The 20,792-nt window shown below is 66.2% G+C and carries 22 protein-coding genes; 12 read left to right on the top strand and 10 right to left on the bottom strand.

The genetic code is table 11. The features are described 5' to 3' along the window. Nucleotides 1-17 precede the first annotated feature (17 nt). The 3 genes from U743_RS16290 to U743_RS16280 form a co-directional block, all read right to left on the bottom strand. Nucleotides 18-1,688 carry a GMC family oxidoreductase gene (locus tag U743_RS16290; RefSeq protein ID WP_052368302.1) on the bottom strand — a complete coding sequence of 557 codons (1,671 nt, stop codon included), beginning with the start codon at nucleotides 1,686-1,688 and terminating at the stop codon, nucleotides 18-20. Nucleotides 1,689-1,830: 142 nt separating this feature from the next. Further along, nucleotides 1,831-2,010: a rubredoxin gene (locus U743_RS16285; RefSeq protein ID WP_043769847.1), complete on the bottom strand. Its 180-nt coding sequence runs from the start codon at nucleotides 2,008-2,010 to the stop codon at nucleotides 1,831-1,833. Between the two features lie 43 nt (nucleotides 2,011-2,053). Next, complete coding sequence (locus tag U743_RS16280) at nucleotides 2,054-2,260, bottom strand: rubredoxin (protein ID WP_043769844.1); 207 nt, start codon at nucleotides 2,258-2,260, stop codon at nucleotides 2,054-2,056. Between the two features lie 353 nt (nucleotides 2,261-2,613). Here U743_RS16280 and U743_RS16275 point away from each other — a divergent pair, with 353 nt between their 5' ends. Then, complete coding sequence (locus U743_RS16275) at nucleotides 2,614-3,582, top strand: IS5 family transposase (protein ID WP_043770774.1); 969 nt, start codon at nucleotides 2,614-2,616, stop codon at nucleotides 3,580-3,582. A 291-nt stretch (nucleotides 3,583-3,873) separates the two neighbouring features. Further along, nucleotides 3,874-6,633: a LuxR C-terminal-related transcriptional regulator gene (locus tag U743_RS19665; RefSeq protein WP_084191612.1), complete on the top strand. Its 2,760-nt coding sequence runs from the start codon at nucleotides 3,874-3,876 to the stop codon at nucleotides 6,631-6,633. A 103-nt stretch (nucleotides 6,634-6,736) separates the two neighbouring features. Here the strand turns inward: U743_RS19665 and U743_RS16265 are convergent, their stop codons facing one another. Continuing rightward, nucleotides 6,737-7,921, bottom strand: coding sequence for an alkane 1-monooxygenase (locus U743_RS16265; protein WP_198022081.1), 1,185 nt, complete (start codon nucleotides 7,919-7,921; stop codon nucleotides 6,737-6,739). 375 nt (nucleotides 7,922-8,296) lie between these two features. On the opposite strand from U743_RS16265, the gene U743_RS16260 reads away from it, so the two are divergent. The 3 genes from U743_RS16260 (at nucleotide 8,297) to U743_RS16250 (ending at nucleotide 11,967) form a co-directional block, all read left to right on the top strand. After that, nucleotides 8,297-9,790 (top strand): cytochrome-c peroxidase, encoded by a 1,494-nt coding sequence (locus U743_RS16260; RefSeq protein WP_043769835.1) that lies wholly within the window; start codon nucleotides 8,297-8,299, stop codon nucleotides 9,788-9,790. A gap of 95 nt (nucleotides 9,791-9,885) precedes the next feature. Continuing rightward, a complete protein-coding gene (locus U743_RS16255) occupies nucleotides 9,886-10,269 on the top strand; it encodes a DUF6394 family protein (RefSeq protein WP_043769832.1) in 384 nt (127 codons plus the stop codon). A gap of 6 nt (nucleotides 10,270-10,275) precedes the next feature. After that, nucleotides 10,276-11,967, top strand: a complete 1,692-nt coding sequence (locus U743_RS16250; protein ID WP_043769830.1) for a potassium channel family protein — start codon at nucleotides 10,276-10,278, stop codon at nucleotides 11,965-11,967. Here U743_RS16250 and U743_RS16245 read toward each other — a convergent pair. Together U743_RS16245 and U743_RS16240 are read right to left on the bottom strand one after the other, a co-directional pair. Further along, nucleotides 11,964-13,286, bottom strand: a complete 1,323-nt coding sequence (locus U743_RS16245; protein ID WP_052368301.1) for a sensor histidine kinase — start codon at nucleotides 13,284-13,286, stop codon at nucleotides 11,964-11,966. The two genes, U743_RS16250 and U743_RS16245, sit on opposite strands and share 4 nt — an antisense overlap. Continuing rightward, on the bottom strand, nucleotides 13,283-13,984 hold the full coding sequence (locus tag U743_RS16240) for a response regulator transcription factor (protein ID WP_043769827.1): 702 nt from the start codon (nucleotides 13,982-13,984) through the stop codon (nucleotides 13,283-13,285). The genes U743_RS16245 and U743_RS16240 overlap by 4 nt, the downstream gene beginning before the upstream one ends. Nucleotides 13,985-14,078: 94 nt before the next feature. Here U743_RS16240 and U743_RS16235 point away from each other — a divergent pair, with 94 nt between their 5' ends. After that, entirely contained in the window at nucleotides 14,079-14,474 is a 396-nt protein-coding gene (locus U743_RS16235; protein ID WP_043769824.1) for a hypothetical protein, read from the top strand. 143 nt (nucleotides 14,475-14,617) lie between these two features. Further along, nucleotides 14,618-15,073 (top strand): Spy/CpxP family protein refolding chaperone, encoded by a 456-nt coding sequence (locus U743_RS16230; protein WP_043769822.1) that lies wholly within the window; start codon nucleotides 14,618-14,620, stop codon nucleotides 15,071-15,073. 36 nt (nucleotides 15,074-15,109) lie between these two features. On the opposite strand, the gene U743_RS16225 is transcribed toward U743_RS16230, so the two are convergent. Then, the gene (locus tag U743_RS16225; protein ID WP_043769819.1) at nucleotides 15,110-15,481 is read right to left on the bottom strand and encodes a YidH family protein; all 372 of its coding nucleotides are present in this window, start codon (nucleotides 15,479-15,481) and stop codon (nucleotides 15,110-15,112) included. Between the two features lie 85 nt (nucleotides 15,482-15,566). On the opposite strand from U743_RS16225, the gene U743_RS16220 reads away from it, so the two are divergent. Continuing rightward, nucleotides 15,567-16,226 carry a thiopurine S-methyltransferase gene (locus U743_RS16220; RefSeq protein ID WP_043769817.1) on the top strand — a complete coding sequence of 220 codons (660 nt, stop codon included), beginning with the start codon at nucleotides 15,567-15,569 and terminating at the stop codon, nucleotides 16,224-16,226. A gap of 50 nt (nucleotides 16,227-16,276) precedes the next feature. On the opposite strand, the gene U743_RS16215 is transcribed toward U743_RS16220, so the two are convergent. After that, nucleotides 16,277-17,047: a class I SAM-dependent methyltransferase gene (locus U743_RS16215; RefSeq protein ID WP_043769814.1), complete on the bottom strand. Its 771-nt coding sequence runs from the start codon at nucleotides 17,045-17,047 to the stop codon at nucleotides 16,277-16,279. Between the two features lie 196 nt (nucleotides 17,048-17,243). Here U743_RS16215 and U743_RS16210 point away from each other — a divergent pair, with 196 nt between their 5' ends. Continuing rightward, the gene (locus U743_RS16210; protein WP_043769811.1) at nucleotides 17,244-18,662 is read left to right on the top strand and encodes an aminotransferase-like domain-containing protein; all 1,419 of its coding nucleotides are present in this window, start codon (nucleotides 17,244-17,246) and stop codon (nucleotides 18,660-18,662) included. A gap of 12 nt (nucleotides 18,663-18,674) precedes the next feature. Here the strand turns inward: U743_RS16210 and U743_RS16205 are convergent, their stop codons facing one another. Next, the gene (locus tag U743_RS16205) at nucleotides 18,675-19,190 is read right to left on the bottom strand and encodes a DinB family protein (RefSeq protein WP_043769809.1); all 516 of its coding nucleotides are present in this window, start codon (nucleotides 19,188-19,190) and stop codon (nucleotides 18,675-18,677) included. A gap of 177 nt (nucleotides 19,191-19,367) precedes the next feature. Between U743_RS16205 and U743_RS16200 the strand changes: the two genes are divergently transcribed. Continuing rightward, complete coding sequence (locus U743_RS16200) at nucleotides 19,368-19,589, top strand: LapA family protein (RefSeq protein ID WP_043769806.1); 222 nt, start codon at nucleotides 19,368-19,370, stop codon at nucleotides 19,587-19,589. 99 nt (nucleotides 19,590-19,688) lie between these two features. Beyond that, nucleotides 19,689-20,066, top strand: coding sequence for a DUF6746 family protein (locus tag U743_RS16195; protein WP_043769803.1), 378 nt, complete (start codon nucleotides 19,689-19,691; stop codon nucleotides 20,064-20,066). 7 nt (nucleotides 20,067-20,073) lie between these two features. On the opposite strand, the gene U743_RS16190 is transcribed toward U743_RS16195, so the two are convergent. Further along, nucleotides 20,074-20,475 carry a hypothetical protein gene (locus U743_RS16190; RefSeq protein ID WP_052368300.1) on the bottom strand — a complete coding sequence of 134 codons (402 nt, stop codon included), beginning with the start codon at nucleotides 20,473-20,475 and terminating at the stop codon, nucleotides 20,074-20,076. A gap of 102 nt (nucleotides 20,476-20,577) precedes the next feature. On the opposite strand from U743_RS16190, the gene U743_RS16185 reads away from it, so the two are divergent. Beyond that, on the top strand, nucleotides 20,578-20,790 hold the full coding sequence (locus U743_RS16185; RefSeq protein ID WP_043769800.1) for a DUF3185 family protein: 213 nt from the start codon (nucleotides 20,578-20,580) through the stop codon (nucleotides 20,788-20,790). The last annotated feature ends 2 nt before the right edge of the window (nucleotides 20,791-20,792 follow it).

The following is a 20,792-nucleotide window of genomic DNA, read 5'->3' as shown; positions in this document are numbered from 1 at the left end:
CTGCCTGACGGGCCGGCTCATGCCGGCTCCGTGGCACGGGTCGCCCGCCGCTTCGGCGCAGACCGGGCGGCCGACTTCGTGACGGCCGCGCTTCTGCTACTGGCGACGTCCGGAAAGCGGATCATCTCGGCAGCCTTCTCGCCGATCATGATGGTCGGCGCATTGGTGTTGCCGCGCACCACGGTCGGCATGATCGAGGCATCAACCACGCGCAACCCCGCAACACCGTGAACCCGGAGCTGCTCGTCTACGACCGCGTCGCTGTCCCGCCCCATGCGGCAGGTGCCGACGGGGTGATAAACCGTGTCGGCACGCTGCCGGATGGCCGACCGGATCTGCTCGTCGGTTCGGACATGGGCGGTATAGATATCCCTGCCGCGATGCCTGGCCATGGCGGGGGCATTCAGGATCTCCTGCATCCTGCGAAAGCCCTTCACCAATCGCTCGAGATCCTCGTCCTCGGAGAGGAAGGCCGGGTCGATACGCGGGGCAGCCATGGGGTTGGCGCTGTGCAGGCCGACCCGACCCCGACTCTTGGGAGTCAGCAGGCAGACGTGACAGGAGTAGCCATGACCCGAGTGCAGTTTGCGACCGTGATCATCGAGGATGGCAACCGCAAAATGCAGCTGCAGGTCCGGGGCCGCCAGACTCGGATCGCTGCGCAGAAAGCCACCCGCTTCAGCCACATTGCTGGTGAGCTTCCCGGTCCGGAAGCGTCGGTAGGTGCGCAGGGCCTGAAGCATCTGCCAGCCACCCGACAGGGAGATTCCCAAGGGCTCCTTGGAGGGCGACTTCACGGCCGTGACGTAGTCGAGGTGGTCCTGCAGGTTGGCCCCGACACCGGCCAGTTCATGGCAGATCGGGATGCCGTGCTGATCGAGTTCCTCGCGCGGCCCGATGCCCGAGAGCATGAGCAGCTGCGGAGACTGCAACGCACCAGCGCTGACGAGGACTTCTTTGCGTGCACCGACGTGGTGGCTGGCGTCGTCCTTGCGATAACGAACACCGACCGCGCGCTTGCCTTCCATGTCGATGCGCGTGGCGTAGGCCTCCGTGATGATCGTCAGATTCGGGCGATCGGCAACCGGTTCGAGGTAGGCCTTGGCCGTGCTGCAGCGATCGCCCGCCTGCTGTGTCACCTGGAAATAGCCGACGCCCTCCATGTCGGGGCCGTTGAAGTCGCTGACGCGCTTGTGGCCCTGCTCTTCAGCCGCCGCGATGAAGTCATCGCAGATCGCGTGCGGCGAGCGCAAGTCAGCGACATTCAGCGGTCCGCCGACGCCGTGAAACGCGTCAGCGCCGCGCTCCTGGTTCTCCGCGCGCTTGAAGTAGGGCAGCACCTCGTCGAAGGACCAGCCGCTATTGCCAGCCTCCGCCCAGCCGTCGTAGTCGCTGCGGTGGCCACGGATATAGACCATGGCGTTGATCGAGCTGCTTCCGCCCAGAACCTTGCCGCGCGGCTGATAGCCGCGCCGGCCGCCGAGGCCGGCCTGCGGCTCCGTTCTGAAAGCCCAGTTCAGGCTGGGCGAACGCAGAAGGGCAGCCATGCCCAACGGAATCCTCACGAAGGGACTCTTGTCAGCCGGTCCGGCCTCGAGCAGGCAGACGGTGGTCTCGGGGTCCTCGGAAAGCCGGTTCGCCAACACGCAACCGGCCGATCCTCCACCAATAATGATGTAGTCGTACATATATGCCTCCTCTGGCTGGTCGATACGTGCTTATGCCGCGCTAGATGCGCGATCTCGTCCTGACAGCACGATCGTCACGATTGATTCGATGCACGAACGGGCAGGCGTCGCCCGCCGCTCTCCCTCTCAGAAGCGTTTCAACTCAACGCGCAACCTCCACCATGTCGAAATCGGACTTGGGCGCCGAGCAATCCGGACACATCCAGTCGTCGGGAACATCGTCCCAAGCCGTGCCTGGCGGTATCCCGTCCTCGGGCAAACCGACGGCCTCGTCGTAGATGAAGCCGCATACAGCGCATTGCCATTTCCGGCTCGCCGTCATCTAGCGCACCAGCGGGCGGCGCCGAGCAGGGAAGATCCGTCGATCATGAGGCGGACCGGGCCTCCCCCTTCGCCTCGCCTTGCGTGAGCGCGACGAAATCGGGCTTGTCGCGCACCGCGCAGTCGGGACAGAACCAGTCCTGGGGAATCGCGCTCCATGGCGTCCCCGGCGGGAAGCCCTCCCGCTCATCGCCTTCGGCTTCATCATAGATGTACCCGCAGCCGGGGCATTGATACTGCATTGCGGACATCAGGACCTCCTGGACGGGACCGGGCACAACATCGCCGATGTTTCAGCGCGGCTGATCTGCGCCACCGACACCGCAGGTTCTTCGCTGCAGGCTCCCGGTGGCGGGGTGAGGTCGCGCTATTGAGTAATACGCAAGCTATGAAGCAGGTGGCTATTAAACGTCAGACGCTGCGTCTGGGACGCCCCACTAAAGGAGGGGATCGAAGCTCAGGAGCGAACGTCGGCTCAAAGAGCTACACCAAGCCAGGGCACACGAGCGGCGCCTCGGCGCCATCAAGCGGACCTAAGGAAACTCTGATCAATCGCCCCGATCTGGGATGATGCCGGGGCACGGAGACGATGGTGAGCCAGTCGATGAAGCAGCGGACGTTCGCGGATCTTGAGCAGGCGCACAAGAAGAAGGTGACGCGCCGCGAGAAGTTTCTGGCGGAGATGGATGCGGTTATTCCGTGGTCGCGCCTGGAGGCATTGATTGCGCCGCACTACCCGAAGCCCAAGGCGGGCAAGCCGGGGCGCCGGCCGCTGTCGCTGGCCACCAAGCTGCGCATCTACTGCCTGCAGCAGTTCTACGGGCTGTCGGATCCAGGCGCCGAAGAGGCGCTTTACGACTCCGATGCCATGCGCCGCTTTGCCGGCATCACGCTGACGGATGAGGCGGTGCCTGACGAGAGCACGATCCTGCAGTTCCGGCGGCTGTTGGAGCGGCACGGGCTGGCCGAGCAGATCTTTGCCGAGGTCAATGCCCACCTGCGCGAGCGGGGCCTGATGCTGCGCGAAGGCACGCTGGTGGACGCCACGCTGATCCACGCGCCCAGCTCGACGAAGAACCAGAGCGGTACGCGGGATCCCGACATGAGTCAGACGCGCAAGGGCAACCAGTGGTACTTCGGCTGCAAGGCGCATATCGGCGCCGATGCCCACAGTGGCCTCGTGCACACCGTTATCGGCACAACGGCCAAAGTCGCCGACATCACCCAGACCGAAGCCCTGCTGCACGGCGAAGAACGCATCGTGCTGGGCGATGCCGGCTATCGACGCACGGGCCGCAGCCTGGATGCCCCGGCGCCCGATAGTGGACCGCGCATCGTCACGCCTTACGTGCGTAGTGCCGGCAAGGCGCTGCTGGAATGGCAGCGCGCCGCCAACCGACGTCTGGCGTCTCTGAGAGCCCGGGTCGAGCATCCGTTTCGGATTGTCAAATGCCAGTTCGGCTACACCAAGGTCCGCTATCGCGGCCTGACCAAGAACACCGCGCACCTGCACAGCCTGTTTGCCATGGCCAACCTCGTGGCGGCCCGAAGACAGCTGCTGGCGGCAGGATAGGTGCGTCCAATGACAACGAAATCGGGCTTCTGCAGAGGCTGAAGCCCCCGAAACAGCCTTCATTTCACCCGGTGTGCAGCCTGCAATGTCTTCGCGGTCACTCATCCGACTTTGATCAGACATTCCCTAAGGCTGCCGATGTAAGCTCAAGCCTGCGCAAGCCTTCGTTAATCGGCCACGATTGACGCAAGGCGAGGAGGTGGCGCTGAACCGCAAACGTGAAGCTGCGCCACCCCACAGTCTGCGATGCTCGGCGCTCGAGCCAAGCCACAGCTGGAGCTTTTGTAGGGCATGACGACCGACTCGAAGGCGGCGAAAGTGGAAGCAGGAACGACATTCCCCTCCTGGGAACTGGCGCGCCCGCGGCTGCAACTTCCCGCAGAGGTCTGGGAAGCCTCCCAGCCTGTGGTTGCGCTTGGCGCCGGCGCAGGCTTCGGGAAGTCGACGCTCCTGAGCCAGTGGAGCAAGCAAGGACGAGACAGCGGGCACCGGATCATCCATTTGACTGCCGAGCCCTATGACGACGACGGCGACAACCTTCTCATGGAGCTCGCCGCTGCCGTTGGCCTGCAGGATGTGCAAAGCGGCGAAACCGTTCTGGACAGTTATGGCGGCGAGGGACGACTCGCGCTTGTCAAGGCATTGCTCGCCGAGCTGGACGCGCAACCCTTTCGGACCGCACTGTTCATCGACGATGCACACCATCTAAAGGGCCGTTCGACGACCTCGGCCCTGGGATTGATGCTTCGCTATCAGCCGGAGCGGCTGCTGCTTGTCGTCAGCGGCCGCTCCCACCCCGCCGCGGCTCTGAGCAAGCCTCTGCTCGAGGGGCGCCTGTACCAGTTCGGGGTGCAGGAACTGGCATTTACCGAGGCGGAAACCAAGGAGCTGTTGCAGCAACACAAGATTCAACCGCGCAAAGAGCTGGTTACCCAGCTGCTGCAGCGGACCGATGGCTGGCCCGCAGTCGTGCGCTTGGTAGCACTGTCGCTTCAAGAGGATGAAGCGTCGCAGGACGCCTTCTTCACCGGACTCGCCGAGGGCCCGCGGTCCTTAACGGATTACCTGAACGAAGCCCTTCTCGCTCAGCTGCCGAATCGTGTTCATCAGCTGCTTCTTCGCCTGTCGTTGCTCCGCCAGTTTTCGCTCGAGCTCGCGACGTACGTGGCAGACATGGAGGATGCCGGCAAGCTCCTGGAGGAACTCGAGCACCGGGCGCTTCCGATCAGTCGTGACAACGCCGAAGAGCCCATCTACGTTCTGCACCCCTTGGTGCGAGACTTCCTGCTCCAGCAGTTCAAGCAATCCGCTAGCGGGGAAGTGGCCCGGGCGCGCGAAAGGGCTGTCGAATGGCTGGTGAGCCGGGGAAGGATCGAGGGCGCTATCGAAGTCTGCCTGGATGCGGATGCCCTGGACGCTGCCACGAAGCTGATCAACGAGCACGCGGCAGAAACCACCCGCATCTTCGGGCGCCACACCACCTATCTGCGCTGGGTCAACAAGCTACCGGCTGAGACCATCAAGCGATTTCCCGAGATTCGCCTGCAGCAGGCTTGGTCCCTGGATTTCGTGCGACGCCACGACGAAGCCGAGCGCATCCGCCGTGAGCTGGAGCAATACCCGCTCACCAGCAAGCAACATCGTGAGCAGGACGCCGAGAGCGCGATCACTGCGGGGCAGCTCGAGGAAGCCATTGAGCTTCAGCGCTGCATCGAGCCAGCGCTGCGCGATCACGCCGAGGAGAGCACGTCGCGCACGCAACGCTGGCTGACAAGGTGGCCAGACGCCAACAGTTTCGATAAGGCTGCCGCGCACTGCGTTCTGGCTTTTTCCACCAAGGCACTGGGCAACTTCAACGACGGCGTTGGACACGCACGCACGGCTCAAGCGCTTGGACGGGAATGCGGCGGCTACTACGCCCTTGCATGGGCCCATATGCTGACCGTCGCGAACCTGATCAAGTGCGGGGACTACCGGCAAGCGCTGCACGAATGTGACCAATACCTGGCGGAGCTGGATCCGGTACTGGGCAAATGGTCTCGATCGGTAATGATGCTGCACGCCATGCGCGCCGGCCTGCTCTACGAGTTCGACCGCATGTCCGACGCCGCCCATGCCATCGATCGCGGCTTAACCACCCTGATCGAGGAAAGCTCGACCGACCCTATGATCGTCGGGTACGTCACGCTGGCCCGATTGCAGACCGTACAGCTTGCGCATCTGGATGCGCTGGAGACCCTGGCCGAGGGCGAAGCCATGGGTACGGCGCAAGGGCTCCCCCGCTTGACGATCTCGCTTCGCGCCGAGCGCGTGGTGCTGCTCCTGCGCCAAGGCGAGCTGACTCAGGCGCAAGCGCTCTGGGAGGAAATGGAAAGCGGGGCCCCGGCCAGGAGTTCCGTGCATGGCTTCGACCGGTCGCTGGCGGATAAGTCCGGGCGCATTCACGCAAGGATCGCGCTACTGAAAGGGCATGCCAACGTCGCCTGTGAGCTGCTGATGCCCGTTCTGCAACGCGCCCAACGTACCGGCCAGAAAAAGAAGCAGGTCGAACTCTTGCTCATTCAGGCCATGGCACTGCAGGAATCCGGAGAGACCGACAACGCACTCACCGTGTTTCATGACGCCCTGGACATCGCCCTGCCCGAGGGATACGTACGTACCTTTGTCGACGAGGGGCCGCCACTGCGGACGCTACTAAGCAACTATCTTCAGAGGCATGGCCAGAAGGATGATGACAAGCGACCGGTCCGTCGCGCCTATCTCGACAAGCTGGCGGCAGCAGTCGGACTGACCGGACGGGATCAAGCGGAGCCGCGGGCCGAAAGCTCGGCGACAGACGGGCAGCCGCTTATCGAGCCGCTCACGACACGAGAAGCGCACATCCTGAACAGGCTGCAGTCGGGGCTTTCCAATCGCCAGCTTGCCGATTCGCTGTTCATCAGCGAGGGCACGCTCAAGTGGCACCTTCGCAACGTCTACGGGAAGCTGGGCGTGAGCAATCGCGTTGCGGCCATTGCGCAGGCCCGCCATCTCCAGCTGATTGACAGCTGATGCGCGCCCCTGCCGGCACTTCGGGCGCGATCTAGCGCGCACCGGAGCCCACTGAACTGCGGCGACAACGAAGCCCCCGCAGTCAGTGTGGCCTGTGCACCCCTCAGGCGCTCATTGATGCGCCGTCGTAATCCGAATAACGGCGCAGGTAACGCTCGCGCTTGGCCGGGTCGATGTTGGCCTTGGTCACATCGCGGTCATAGGTCTCCAGAACCCGCGGGTCCATGACCGCCCGCCACAGGGGCGGGACCAGTGCCAGGCCATACATCCCGGGATAGCCCGAGGGCAGCGTAGGAATATCGTCGAAATCCCTCAGCGACTGATACCGCCGAGTCGGCCAGGCGTGATGATCCGAATGCCGCTGCAAATGGAAGAGCACGAGATTGGACATGAGATGGTTGCTGTTCCAGGAATGCGCCGGCTGGCAGCGTTCGTAGCGGCCATCCGGCTGCTTCTGACGAAGCAATCCGTAGTGCTCGATGTAGTTGGCGTTGGTCAGGAACCAGTAGCCATAGGCCATGCTGATCAACAGGAAGGGCACCACGATGGGCCCGAATACGGCTATCAGACCGCCATAAACGAATACCGTGATGGCGAGCGGTTGCAACACCTCATTATCCGGGCTCCAGGTTCCCTTGCCCTGGCGCTGCAAGCGCAGCTTCTCGGTGTTCCAGGCGCGGCGCCATGCCCCCGGAATCTCGCGCAGCGCAAAGCGATAGATGCTTTCGCCCATGCGCGCAGAGGCAGGATCCTCGGGAGTGGCCACGTCTTTGTGATGCCCCTTGTTGTGCTCAGTCAGGAAGTGGCCGTAGCCGGTCACGGCCAGGCACACCTTCGCCAGGTTCTTTTCCAAGCGGCTCTTCTTGTGGCCCAGCTCATGACCAGTGTTGATCGCCAGACCGTTGATGATCCCCACCGACAATGCGGCGCCCAAGTAGGCCGACCAGTGAAACCCGAGCGTGGCAACCGCCCAAGCTCCCACCACAAGCGTGACGTAGTGCAGCGGCACGGTCATGTAGGTCAGAAAGCGGTAATAGCGATCCGACTCCAGCGCCTGAATAGCCCCTTCCGGTGGGTTGCTGCCATCTTCTCCGAGGAGCCAATCCAGCAACGGCAGCACCAGGAACCAGACCCCGACAGTCAACCAGGTAAGGCTCTGGACACCAGTGACTTGGGCCAGGTAGATGCCGATAACCGGCGTCATGACCCACACGGCCGCCAGGGGCCAGAAATAGCGCTTTCCGTCCCGATATCCGGCCAGAGGGTCTGCGGTGTCAGTCTGCGTCATCGTATTGCTCATAATTCCACCCATTCACCATGTTGCGGTCACCACGAGCCGCCGCGAATCGGCATGCAATGCATGGAAGCATCACACCGGCCACGGGCAGCTGTTTGTTGACGCTATTGGAACGCTATGGCCGGCAATGCTCGCCTTTCTAAAGGAAGGTTTTGCCCCCAAGGCCGACGCCTCGGCAATCCGCAACCTCGTTCTGGGCCCTTAAACCTGCGGGCGATCGCGGTGACGCCGCCCGAAACCGACCGAAGGTAGCGCCCAGCCGACACACCCCATCCCCGCCCTTCAGCCGGCGCCCTATTCTGTTGCCGTGCATCAGCGAACTGGCTGCGCACTGCTCATCATCGCGACAAGGGAAAGCGCAGCATCATGCATACCAAGATCATCGTGGCGCTCGGCGCAGCTGCGCTACTGGCGGCCTGTGACGGGGTCGCCACGCGCGGCCAGGGCGGGGAATCCAGCGTCGACGCTGCACTGCACGCGGAGATCCAAGCGCGCGGACTCAGCGGCGATCCCGGCGCCGGTCGTCAGCTTCCGGGCATTGACGATCCGCTGGCACAGCTCGGCATGCAGCTCTTCTTCAGCAAGGCGCTCGGCGGTGACAGCGACGCCGCCTGCGTGAGCTGCCACCACCCCATGCTAGGCGGCGGCGACGATCTTTCGCTCTCGATCGGGGTCGGCGCCGTGGATCCCGATCTGCTCGGCCCGGGACGGCGCCACCCCGGCGCCCAGCCCACCGTGCCGCGCAACGCGCCCACCACCTTCAACACCGCCCTCTGGGACCAGTACCTCTTCCTCGACGGCCGCGTCGAGAGCCTGGGCAAGGAAGCCGGCATGGCGGGGCGCGGCAGCGGCATCCGCACCCCGGACGTCGCGCTGGGCAGCGCCGACCCGGCGGCCGGCATCGATCTGCTGGCCGCGCAGGCGCGCTTCCCGGTGACCTCCATGGAGGAGATGCGCGGCGAGCATTTCGAGGCGAGCGGAAACAACGCCGACGTGCGCCGGCATCTCGCGGAGCGGCTGGGCGGCTACGGCAACGCACAGGCGGAGCTGCCCGGCAGCCAGTGGCTGACCGCTTTCCGCGCCGCCTTCGGCAGCGATGAGCCCGCCGAAAGCCTGATCACCTACGCCAACATCGCCGAGGCGCTGGCCGCCTATCAGCGCTCGCAGACCTTCGTCGCAACACCCTGGCGCGATTACGTACAGGGCGATACGAGCGCGCTCGACGATCAACAGAAGCGCGGCGCCCTCGTCTTCTTCCGCGCGCCGGAGGCCGGCGGCGCGGGCTGCGCGAGCTGCCACAGCGGCGATTTCTTCACCGACGAGGATTTTCACAACATCGCCATGCCCCAGATCGGGCCCGGCAAGGGCGACGACGTCGACGGCGACTTCGGCCGCTACCGCGAGACCGGCATTGCCGCCGAGCGCTTCGCCTTCCGCACGCCGACGCTGCTGAACGTCGCCGTCACCGGCCCCTTCGGTCACGCCGGTGCCTACGACAGCCTGCGCGAGACGGTGCTGCACCACCTGGACGCACACAGCGCCGTGGCCGCCTTCCACTTCGGCCTGGGGCAGCTCGACCAGTTCGACGGCAACGGCGAGCAGATTTATCCGCGCGCCCGCGCCCACACCGAGGCGGCGCTGGACCATCTGCAGGCCGCACGCGGCAGCGGCGACTCGAGGCTGCCGGTCGTAACACTGGCCACGCGCGACGTGGACGCCCTCGTCGCATTTCTCGAAGCACTCACCGATCCCTGTGTGCTCGATCGGCAGTGCATGACAGCGTGGATACCGGGCGATGCATCGCCGGATCCCGATGGCCAGCGTTTGAACGCCGTGAACCGCTTCGGCGACCGCCTCTGAACGATCCCGCGTCCACAGCACTCGGCGCGAAGCCGGTTTAACCTGACTCCCGGAGCCGCCGGTCCCGCGGCAACCCTTCGGGAGGAGATCAGGGAATGAATACGGAAAAGGTCGTCTTCGGCTTCTTCGTGCTGCTGGCGCTGACGCTGAACTTCGGCTTCGTGCTCGGCGAGATCGGCAACCCGGAACACCACCACGCCTATGAGCTCTTCGCCGCACTGGTGGTAAGCCTGATCGCGACCGTGCTCAAGCTCGGTGACCGCTCGCACATCGGCGCGCTGCTGCTGGCGGCGAGTCTGGTGGCGGATCTGCAACTCATCGCCGCGGCGCTGGTCTGGGGCATCGCGACGCAGGTGCTTGATGTGGGAACAACCCCGGAGGTAATTGCCAGCGTGGTGTCGCTTGCAGCCGGCGCACTGCTGGCCAATATCGCTTCGGTCACGATCCTGATCATCGAGAGCTTCACACTGCGCCGGTAGACGGCCGTGGACACCATCTTCTGGCTGGTCCTGCGGCGTCTGCGCACGCCGCTGCTGGTGCTGATCGGCGCCTATGCCGTATCGGTGGGCGGGCTGGTGCTCATTCCGGGCGTGGATGGCGACGGCCAACCCTGGCGATTCGATTTCCTGCACGCCTTCTACTTCGTCTCCTACATGGGCTCGACGATCGGCTTCGGCGAAATCCCGCATCCCTTCACGCCGGCGCAGCGGCTCTGGGTCACGCTCTGCATCTTCCTGACGGTGACGGCCTGGCTCTACGCCATCGGCCGCATCTTCGCGCTGGTGCAGGAGGACAGCTTCCGCAACGCCGTGGCCGAGGCCCGCTTCGTGCGCGCCGTCCGGCGTATCAATCAACCGTTCTGGATCATCTGCGGCTACGGGGAGACCGGTAAGTTGCTTCTCAACGCGCTGGTGCGCCGCGATGTACAGGTGGTACTGCTCGACCGGCGCGAGTCGGCCATCAGCCAGCTACGGGTCGAGAGCTTCGGCCCGCGTATCCCGGCGCTGTGCGGCAATGCCAGCGAAACACTGCACCTGCTCGAATCCGGCATGCGCCGCCGCCTGTGCCAGGGCGTCGTGGCGATGACCGACGACAACGACGACAACATCCGCATCTCGGTCACTGCCAAGCTGATGCGCCCCGAACTGCGCGTCATCGCTCGCGCCGGCACCAACGAAGCTGCCGACAACCTCAGCTCCTTCGACACTGACTACGTCATCCACGCCTATTCGGTGTTCGGCGAGCATCTGCTGATGACGCAGACACGGCCAAGCCTGCACCTGCTGCACGCTTGGCTGATCAGCCTTCCGGGCTACGAGCGCGAAGCACCACCGCCGCCACCGCGCGGCCACTGGATCGTCTGCGGCTACGGTCGCTTCGGTCAGGCCACCGCCAGCGCGCTGGAGGAAGCCGGCAATCGCGTCACCGTCATCGACAGCAATCCCGCCAAGGTGCCGACAGGGGGCGTCGTTGGACGTGGCACAGTCGCCGGGCCGCTGCGCGAGGCCGGCATTGAGACGGCCGACGGCATTGCCTGTGGGCTCGATTCCGACCCCAACACGCTGTCTGCGGTAATGACCGCGCGCGCGCTCAATCCCGACATCTACGTCATCGCCCGCCAGGATTTTCGCGCCGACGGCACCATCTACAAGGCCGCGCATATCGACCTGATTATGGAGGTCAACCGCATGACGGTGTGGCGCATGCTGCCGCTGATCCACGAGCCGCTGCTGGCCGACTTCCTCGCACGCATGCGCAGCGAGGACGAGCCGCGCGCCGCAGCCACGCTGGAGCAGGTACGCGCGCGCTGCGGCGAGCGCACGCCCGTTACCTGGTCACTGCGCATCAATGCCAGCGAGGCGCCGATGCTGCACCGGCGCCTGCTGGCCGGCCAGCGCATCACGCTGGATACGCTGCTGCGCGATCCTCGCGACCGCACACATCTCTTGCCCGCCCTGACGCTGATGCTGCGGCGCGGTGAGGAAGAACCCGTCCTCCTGCCCGACGTGGAAACCACCCTGGCCGTCGGCGATGAGCTGCTGATCAGCATCGAGGAAGGCCATCAGCGTCTACTGGAGACCACGCTGCACGACCCCAGCGACAGCGCCTATGTGCTCGACGGCGTGGAGCAAGCTTCGGGCTGGCTGTGGCAGCAGCTCGCGCGATGGCGCCGCTAGCGCGGCAGGCGAACTTCGACGACCAAGCCGTGTGGCTCGGCGTTGCGGGCGGTGACGCTGCCGCCGTGCCGCGCCACCGCGCGCCGGGCGATGGCCAGCCCGACGCCGTGTCCGCCGCTTTCGGCCTCGCGGGCCGCGGACACGCGCACGAAGGGCTCGAAGATGCGCTCCAGCAACGCGGTTTCGACACCCGGCCCGCTGTCGCGGATGGTCACGATCTCGTCCATGCTTGTGAGCTGCTGCGTCACGACGATGGTCCCGCCGGCGGGCGAGTGGCGCAGTGCATTGCGCAGGATGTTCTCGAAGGCTGCGCGCAACCAGTCCGGATCACCGTCGCGCGCGACCTCCTGCCACTCGGGAAGGTGCAGCGCGACGCCGGCGGCCTGCGCCTCGAAGGCAACGTCCTCGCACAGCGGCGCGACGATTCCGGCCACGCTGATGCGCTGCGCGGAAGCGGCATGCTCCGGGCTTTCGAGGCGCTGCAGCAGCAGAATGCGACCGATGAGCGCGTCGAGGCGCTCGGTCTCGCGCGCGATGCGGTCGAAATGCACCGGCTTCGGCGCATCGCGCGCCAACTCGCTTGCCAGGCGCAGCCGGGCCAACGGCGAGCGCAGCTCGTGCGAGACGTCGCGCAACAGTTGGCGCTGGGTCTGCAGCAGCTCACCCTGGCGCTGCGTCATGGCACGCTGCGCACGCGCCAGATCGCCCAGCTCGTCACGACGAGACAATAGGCGCGGCGGGAAATCCGGCGCGGCGCCACCGCCCGAGGTCGCACCACTGGCGCGCTGCAACTGGCGGATCGGGCGACTGATCGAGCGCGCCAGCCAGTAAGCCGCAGCCACGATGATGAAGGCGCCGATCAGAATCTGGATGAACGCGCCAAGCAGCGGCGACTGCAGCGGACTCGGCGGCGGCACCACCGCCACCCAGCGATACGCTTCTGCACCGGCGCCTCGAATCGTGACGCTGCGCACGCGCTCACCGACCAACCGCGCCATCCAACCGTCGCCGTGGGATCCCGGCAGCTCACGCAGCGCCGGCGGCAATGGCGGTCCGCGCCGGCCACCCAGCAGACTGCCCCCGTCGGCATCGAGCAGCATGGCGAAAACGCCGGCCTCGCGACGGTGCTGCCGCAGCCAGAGACGTAGCGCCTGCGGGCCTTCGCGCTCCAGAATCTGCGCCGCCTGCTCGCCGTCGCACCGCGCGTCCCCTGCGGAATAGGACAGCGCCCACCAAGCGGTGCTCAGCAACAACACCGCCAGAACCGTCAACAGATTGGCGGCGAGAAAGCCCAGCAGCAGGCGCGGGAAGAGCTTCACGCCGGCACCGTGTAGCAGTAGCCGCGATTGCGCAGGGCGCGGATGCGCGTGCTGCCGTCCGGGTGCTCGCCCAGCTTGGCGCGCAGTCGACTGACGTGCATATCGATGCTGCGATCGCTGTAGCCCAACCGGCGCGACAGCGCCCCTTCGCAGAGCGCCTCGCGGCTGATGACCTGACCGGCTTGCCTCAGTAGCTCGGTCAGCACCGCGAGTTCGGCGCCGGTCAGCGACAACGTCGTGCCAGCCTGGGTGGCCTGCATCGCTGCCGTATCGACACGCAGATCGCCCAGCTCAAGCCGGGCAGGCGCGTCGCTGGTGCCCTGCGTGCGCCGCAGGATGGCGCGCAGCCGTGCCACCAGCTCGCGCGGGTTTGCTGGCTTGGCGAGATAGTCGTCGGCGCCCATTTCCAGGCCGACGATGCGGTCGATGTCCTCACCGCAGGCCGTGAGCATGAGCACGGGCACGGCGTGCTCCGGACGCAGCGCCTGCAACACCGCAAAGCCATCACGCTTGGGCATCATCACGTCCAGCACCATCGCCGCCGGCGGCTCGGCCCGGACGGCGGCCAACGCCGCCTCGCCGTCGTGCACCATGTCCACGGCAAAGCCCTGCTGCTCGAGATACTCGCGCAGCAGGGCGCAGAACTCGCGGTCGTCGTCGGCGAGCAGAATGCGCGGTACGGGCGGAGCTGCGGACATACCGCCATTGTGGCGCGCGACAGCCAGCCAGCGCGCGGGTGTGACAAATGTTTACGCTGCTGCCGGATAACAGCGAGAACGCGGAGACAAAGCCATGACGGGAAGAGGGCGGCAGGCGGTACGCGCGGTGGCAATACTCGATCTGGCGATGACGCTGCCGCTGGCCGTGCCGGTGCTAGGCGAGCGCTGGCTGGCACTGCTGCTCAGCGGCTTCGGGCTGCTGGGCGATGCCAGCGCGCTGCTACCGCTTTCGATGGCGGCCGTCGTTGGCTGTCATCTCAGCGGCGTACTGGGTGCGCTCTGGAACGGTATCCGCGTCTGGCGGCCGGAGCCGTGGCTTGCCGCGACAGATGCGGTGGGCCGCATCGTCGTGGCGGTGCTGCTGCTCTATCTGCTGCTCGGCCGCGGCGCGCCGCCGGCGCTGGCCATCTTCGTGGCGACAGAGCTTGTCGGCGCGGCCATTGCCGGCGCGGCACTGCGCCGGCGCTGACGCTGACGCTCACGCTGACGCCGGACACACTGCCGCGATTTCGTGACGAATCCTTACGCGGCGCTACCCAATGTGACCGCGCGACGGCGCAGGATGGCGACACCGAAAGGGCATCCCGCCCCAATGCGACAAGGAGCATCCTCATGAAACGAATCGTCCCTGCCCTCCTGCTCGCCGGCCTGCTCGCCGGACCCAGCACCGCCGCGCTGGCCGGCGACGGCCCGAAGCACGGCGCCATGCACGGCGAACGCGCCGAGAAGATGGCCGCCTGGCTGGAGCTGAGCGACACCCAGCGCGCCGAGCTGCAGCAGCTGCGCGAAGCGCACGCCCCGCAGATGAAAGCACAACGCGAGAAGCTGGCCGAGCTGCGCAGCGCCGAGCACGCCCTCGACCCGACTGCCGACGGCTACGTCGCAGAAGTGCAGAAGATCGCCGAGGAGCGCGCAAGCCTGCGGGTGGAGCACGCCACTGCGCGCGCCGAGCAGCGCCAGTTGATGGCCGGCATCCTCACCGAGGAACAGCGCGCCAAGCTTGCCAAGGCCCGCGACAAGCACAAGATGCGCGACGGCAAACCGCGCAGGCACGGGCACGGCGAATAGATGAATGAGCGGCGGCGCCAGATCGGCGCCGCCGCCTCATATGCCCTGCAGCAACAGGTAGACGGCCATCGCGACGCCCAGTGCCGCGACAACCAGACTGGTCACCGGCGCCAGCCAGACGCCGTAGCCGCGCGGAATCTCGTCGGGGTTGAGGGTCTTCAGCACGCCGCGATACTGCAACGCCGAGAGCGCGGTAGCGATCGCGCCGGCAAAGAGAAAACCGAGGCCCAGCCAGAACAGCGCCGGCGACTGATCGCTGGCATTGCCAGCCGGTGCCAGCAGCGCCAGCAGCAGGCCGGCACGCTCGACGATGAAGCCGAAGGCGATCAGGGCCAGGCCGGTACGGCTCCAGGCCAGCAGCGTGCGCTCCGCCGCGAAGAAGACGCGCGGATCCTTCAGATCGGACATTCCCGATGCTCCAGCAGGACTGTGACCGCTAAGCTAAGCACAGCGCGGCCCGACCGCGCCTTTCTTTTCCACATCGAGACACTGCATGGACCCGGACTTCTGGCTCGAGCGCTGGTCGCGCGACGAGATCGGCTTTCACCAGCCCGAGGGCAATCCGCTACTCGCCGCGCACTGGCCCGCGCTTGCACTGCCACGACAAGCGCAGGTGCTGGTGCCACTTTGCGGCAAGACGCCGGACATGGCCTGGCTGGCCGCGGGAGGGCACAGCGTCATCGGCGTCGAGCTCAGTGAGAAGGCAGCTCGCGACTTCTTTTCCGAGCAGCAGTTGCAGCCGGAGATCCGCCAGCGCGACAGCTTCACCGTCTACAGCGCAGGTGGGGTCGCCATCTGGGTGGGCGACTTCTTCGCCATGCCGGCCACCCAGCTGGCCGCCTGCGACGCGCTCTATGATCGCGCCTCGCTGATCGCGCTCCCGCCGGAAACGCGCCGGCGCTTTGCGGCCTCGCTGACGCAAAAGCTGCCCGCGGGTTGTTGCGGCCTGCTGATTGCGTTGGACTATGACCAGAGCGCGATGGCCGGGCCACCCTTCAGCGTGCCGGAAAGCGAGATCCACCAGCTCTTCGAGCCGGCCTTCGCGGTTGAACGCCTGGCGCGCAAGGACACGCTGGCCGACAACGAGCGCTTCCGGCAGAAGGGACTGAGCGCGCTGCAGGAAAGCGTCTACCGGCTGGACAAGCGGGACTGAAGCGGCCGCCCCCGCACACAATCGACGGGGGCGCCACATCGCCCGCGGCCTCAGGCCGGGCGGAAGGCGAGCTGCTGCACGAAATCGACGTCATCGCGCGCGTAGGGGCGCTGCAGATCGCCGTAGCGCTCGACATTCACGAAGCCGGCGTCCTCCAGCAGGTGACTGAGATAATCCTGGCGCAGCGGATACATATTGAGCTGGAAGCGCGCGCCGTCGGCGAAAACGTACTCGAACTTGGCGAGCTTGCGGGTCAGCTCCACCGGTCCGACGTCAACGCCGTCACCCGTGTAGCAGTAGGCGTGCTTCGAGCTATAGCCCTGATCGAGCATGCTGTCGTAGTTGCGCTGATCGATGATCAGCATGCCACCAGGACGCAGCACGCGGTAGATCGCGCGCAGGGCGGTGCGCCGATCCTCATGGTCGAAGAGGTGGGTAAAGGAGTTGCCCAGGCAGACGACCGCGTCGAAGCGCTCGCTGCCCAGCAGCTTGTCCAGCGATAGCCAGTCCGCGACCTTCGTGTCGGCAAGCTGCACGCCATAGCGCTTCGCATTCTCTCGGGTCTTGGCGACCATATTCTCCGAGCCGTCGGCGGCAGTGACGCGGAAGCCGGCTTTCGCCAGGGACACCGCGTTGACGCCGGTGCCGGCGGCAATGTCCAGAACATCCTGCGCGCCGTGTGCCTTCAGAAGGCGGTTGTAGAAGGCGCCCTCGCGCGCCAGACGCGTCTCCCAACCCACAAGATCGTCCCAGTAGTCGGCGAAATCGGGGGTGTACTGACGGTACTGATTGCCGGTATCGGCGTTGAGAACCTCGGACATGGATGCTCCTTGTCATGAATGGTCTGGAGTACGGCGCCACACCGCTCACCGGCGCGGCGGAGACGAAGACCGGCGCGGGAGATTCATGCCCCGCGCCGGTATCGCCACACGACCGAAGCGCATGGTGCGCTGCCGACGGAAATCGGTACAGATGCAGTTGCTGTAATTTTTGACCGGTACAGATTAGGCTCGTCGCATGGCCGAACACCTATACGAGCGCATCGCCACGGAGCTGGCGCAGCAGATCGAGCAGGGCACCTATGCGCCCGGCGACCGCCTCCCCGGCGTGCGGCGGCTGCGCCGCCAGTTCGGCGTCAGCATCGCCACGGTCGTCGCCGCCTGCGAACTGTTGGAGCAACGCGAGATCCTGGAGGCGCGACCACGCTCGGGCTTCTTCGTGCGCGATGGCGCGCGCGGCCTGCCGGAGCCCGAGGACAACGACGAGTCGCTCGCCGGCCCGAGCCTGGTATCCGGCCAGGAGAGGGTTCTGGAACTGGTGCAGTCGCACAACGACCCGGCCGTGATCTCCTTCGGTGCCGCCGCGCCGGGGGGCGCGCTGCTGCCCTCCGCCGCGCTGGACCGAAGCTTCGCCCGCGTTCGGCGCCGCCAGCGCGAACGTGTAGCCGCCTACGACTTCCCGCCCGGCAACGCCGAGCTGCGCGTGCAGATCGCCCGGCGCATGGCGCAGGCCGGTTGCACCCTCGGTCCGGACGACATCGTGCTGACCACGGGTTGCCAGGACGCCATGCTGCTGGCTCTGCGCGCAGTGGCCGAGCCGGGCGATGTCATCGCCATCGAGTCGCCAGCCTTCTACGGCATCCTGCAGGCGATCGAATCGCAAGGCATGCGCGCGCTGGAGATCGCCACCGATCCGACCGAAGGCATGGCACCTGCAGCCCTGGCGCGCGCGCTGGACAGCTGGCCGATCCGCGCCTGCGTGATGATGCCGAGCTTCGGCAACCCGCTAGGCCACCTGGCACCCGAGGCGCGCAAGACCGAGCTGGTGGCGCTGTTGCAGGCGCGCGACATCCCGCTCATCGAGGACGACGTCTTCGGCGAGCTGGGCTTTCACGGCCCCCGCCCCTGGGCGGCCAAGGCCTACGACCACACCGGCAACGTGCTCTATTGCAGCTCCTTCTCCAAGACGCTTGGCGCCGGCCTGCGCGTGGGCTGGATCGCTCCCGGCCGCTACCGCGAGCGCGTGACCTATCTCAAGTACGCAACCGGCCAGGCCACGCCCAGCATGGAAACGCTCGCCGTCGCCGACTATCTGGAACAGGGAGGCTACGACCGCTTTCTCCGCGGCCTGCGCCGGCGGCTGGAACAGCAAGTGCAGCGCGTCATCAACCATGTGCGCCGCCACTTCCCGGCGGGAACGCGGGTCGCCCGACCACGCGGCGGCTTCGTCGTGTGGGTTGCGCTGCCGACGGGCCTCGACAGCCTGACCCTGCAACAGCGCGCGCTCGCCGCCGGCATCACTTTTGCGCCAGGGCCCTTCTTCTCGCCAACCGAGCGCTATCGCAACTGCATGCGCCTGAGCTGCGCGCAGCCCTGGACGCCCGAGATCAACGAAGCGCTGGCCCGCCTCGGCAAGCTGGCCGCGGAAACGGTTTAGTCGGCGCAAGCGTCAGAACGGTTCCCCGGCTGCGGCTCCCGGCAGCCAGATGAGATCGGTGACGCCGGGGTCGCGCCCCAGCTGCATCAGCAGCGTGGTGAGCTGGCCGCGATGGTGCGTCTGATGGTTGAAGAAGTGCGAGACCGTCAGCGCGTAGGGATAGCGCCTGGGCTCGGGATTGACCATGCTGGTGTAACGCAGCTCGCCGTCGAGCGTCTCGGGCATGAGGCTCTGGACCCAGGCGATGATGCGCGCGTCCTCGTACTCGCGCTCGGCGCGTAGCGTCGCGAAGTCGGCGTAGAGCTCCTGATCAAGGGATGCCGGGGCAAAGGGTTCGCCCAGGAAACGCCCCATCCAGACGCGGTCGGCCAACAGGATGTGGTTGAGGGTTCCGTGTACGGAGCGGAAGAAGGCGCCCATGTCGCGTCGGCGCTCCTCTTCGGACAGCGTCTCGCAAATCGCATAGAGCCGCTCGTTCATCCAGCAGTTGTAGGCCGCCATGCGGCGCGCGTACTGCAGCAGGCTCATGCTCCTCTCCTCGAACGGACACGCCGATGTGTCCGAGCGGACGGCATCATGCCGCTCTGCCAACGCGGCCGACAAGTGGGGATCGCAGCCTGTCGGGGGCCTCGGGCTGCTGCGCACGGCCTTGACCATTTTCGGCCCACTGCGCAGCCTTATGGTCAGTGTACTTAAGAGGCAGCCATGCGCTTCATCTACAGCTTGCTGGTTGTGGTGCTCGCGGCCATCGTCGCGATCTTCGCCTTCCAGAACCTGAAGCTGGTGACGATCAGCTTTCTCGCCATGCGCATCGAGCTCCCTGTCGCGCTGCTGGTGGTGGGCGTCTATTTTCTCGGACTGCTGACCGGTGGCGCGCTACTGGCGCTGGTACGCAGCGTGTTGCGCGGAGCGCGCCAGCGACACTGACCCACCGCTCGCGGAGGGTTCGAAGCAGCCCCGACCGCATCCCGCTGCATGTCGGCATGCGATATAGTTTTGATTCTCATTCGCGCAACAGGAAATGCCATGCGTCCCTCACTGCTGATTCCCGCTCTCGGTCTGCTCTGCGCCGCCACCGCTGCTCAGGCCGATGACGATCGGCCCGAGCACTTCGAGGGCGAGCGCTCGGAAACGCTCGAGGAAGCCTTCGAGAACCTGCGCGAATACAACGCCAAGCTGCACGCGATCATCGAGCGCGACCAGCTGACGGCCGCCGAGATGTCTGAGATCCACCAGCTGTCCTACACCCTCGAGAACGCGCTGGAGCGCATCGAGGACGAGGTCGAGGATCTGGCCGAGGTACTCGAGGAAGTCCACGTCGCCTCCGAGGAGATGGACCGCGAGACGGTGCGCAAGCAGGCGCCGGCCTATCTGACGGGCAGCGAGTCGCTGTACAGCCGCTAGCCGGCCATCAGTCGGCGAGCCGGCGCAGCGCCCCGGCCGGCACCACCGGAGACAGGCGCTGGGTCAGCACGCCATCGGCGTCGAACAGCAGCAGCATGCCGGGCCGGGCGTCGTGTTGCGCGATGAAGCGCGCGGCGTCGGGCCGGCCGGTATTGGCCACGAGCACTTCCATGCCGGGCTGCAGCGCGTCGCGCGCGGCGTCCAGCTCGGTCGCCTGGTCCCCACTGACCACGAGATCGCCGTCGTAGACTAGCACCAGCGCCGGCCGCCCCTGGCCGATGCGCGACAGATCGGCCGGATAGGGTTGCGGCAGCAGCCACCAGACGGCGGCGGCCAGCGCACCCAGAATCACCACGGTGATCGCCGCGCGCCGCACGCGCGCGCCCGCTGAAGCTTGCCCCTGCGCCACGACTTTCTCCCCACCGAAAGAACAAAGACCATGTTAGCCGCGACGGGCTCCGGCGGCCGACAAAGCAGCTAAGCTGCGCGCACAACCAGTGGGGAGAGGACAATGGGTACCGGACGAATCATTGGCATCGCGCTACTCGTGGTGGGCGTCATCCTGCTCTACTTCGGCTACAACGCCACGCAGTCGGGCGCCGAGCAGATCGGCGAGGCGATTACCGGCAACTACAGCGACGAAACGATCTTCTATCTCGCCGCGGGCGCGGGTTCGGCCATTGTCGGGCTGTTGCTGGCCATCTTCGGCGGCAGCCGCGGCTGAGG

This window comes from Algiphilus aromaticivorans DG1253, from assembly GCF_000733765.1.
GTDB lineage: Bacteria > Pseudomonadota > Gammaproteobacteria > Nevskiales > Nevskiaceae > Algiphilus > Algiphilus aromaticivorans.
This window is presented reverse-complemented; position numbering and strand designations above follow the sequence as displayed.

Excerpts from the sequence above, each read along its gene's own strand:
- U743_RS16205 (WP_043769809.1), bottom strand. The coding sequence starts at position 19,190 with ATGAGCCTGCTGCAGTACGCGCGCCGCATGGCGGCCTACAACTGCTGG.
- U743_RS16260 (WP_043769835.1), top strand. The coding sequence starts at position 8,297 with ATGCATACCAAGATCATCGTGGCGCTCGGCGCAGCTGCGCTACTGGCG.
- U743_RS16290 (WP_052368302.1), bottom strand. The coding sequence starts at position 1,688 with ATGTACGACTACATCATTATTGGTGGAGGATCGGCCGGTTGCGTGTTG.
- U743_RS16280 (WP_043769844.1), bottom strand. The coding sequence starts at position 2,260 with ATGTCCGCAATGCAGTATCAATGCCCCGGCTGCGGGTACATCTATGAT.
- U743_RS16220 (WP_043769817.1), top strand. The coding sequence starts at position 15,567 with ATGGACCCGGACTTCTGGCTCGAGCGCTGGTCGCGCGACGAGATCGGC.
- U743_RS16255 (WP_043769832.1), top strand. The coding sequence starts at position 9,886 with ATGAATACGGAAAAGGTCGTCTTCGGCTTCTTCGTGCTGCTGGCGCTG.
- U743_RS16275 (WP_043770774.1), top strand. The coding sequence starts at position 2,614 with ATGAAGCAGCGGACGTTCGCGGATCTTGAGCAGGCGCACAAGAAGAAG.
- U743_RS16285 (WP_043769847.1), bottom strand. The coding sequence starts at position 2,010 with ATGACGGCGAGCCGGAAATGGCAATGCGCTGTATGCGGCTTCATCTAC.
- U743_RS16215 (WP_043769814.1), bottom strand. The coding sequence starts at position 17,047 with ATGTCCGAGGTTCTCAACGCCGATACCGGCAATCAGTACCGTCAGTAC.
- U743_RS16185 (WP_043769800.1), top strand. The coding sequence starts at position 20,578 with ATGGGTACCGGACGAATCATTGGCATCGCGCTACTCGTGGTGGGCGTC.
- U743_RS19665 (WP_084191612.1), top strand. The coding sequence starts at position 3,874 with ATGACGACCGACTCGAAGGCGGCGAAAGTGGAAGCAGGAACGACATTC.
- U743_RS16230 (WP_043769822.1), top strand. The coding sequence starts at position 14,618 with ATGAAACGAATCGTCCCTGCCCTCCTGCTCGCCGGCCTGCTCGCCGGA.
- U743_RS16240 (WP_043769827.1), bottom strand. The coding sequence starts at position 13,984 with ATGTCCGCAGCTCCGCCCGTACCGCGCATTCTGCTCGCCGACGACGAC.
- U743_RS16200 (WP_043769806.1), top strand. The coding sequence starts at position 19,368 with ATGCGCTTCATCTACAGCTTGCTGGTTGTGGTGCTCGCGGCCATCGTC.
- U743_RS16225 (WP_043769819.1), bottom strand. The coding sequence starts at position 15,481 with ATGTCCGATCTGAAGGATCCGCGCGTCTTCTTCGCGGCGGAGCGCACG.
- U743_RS16195 (WP_043769803.1), top strand. The coding sequence starts at position 19,689 with ATGCGTCCCTCACTGCTGATTCCCGCTCTCGGTCTGCTCTGCGCCGCC.
- U743_RS16265 (WP_198022081.1), bottom strand. The coding sequence starts at position 7,921 with ATGACGCAGACTGACACCGCAGACCCTCTGGCCGGATATCGGGACGGA.
- U743_RS16235 (WP_043769824.1), top strand. The coding sequence starts at position 14,079 with ATGACGGGAAGAGGGCGGCAGGCGGTACGCGCGGTGGCAATACTCGAT.
- U743_RS16210 (WP_043769811.1), top strand. The coding sequence starts at position 17,244 with ATGGCCGAACACCTATACGAGCGCATCGCCACGGAGCTGGCGCAGCAG.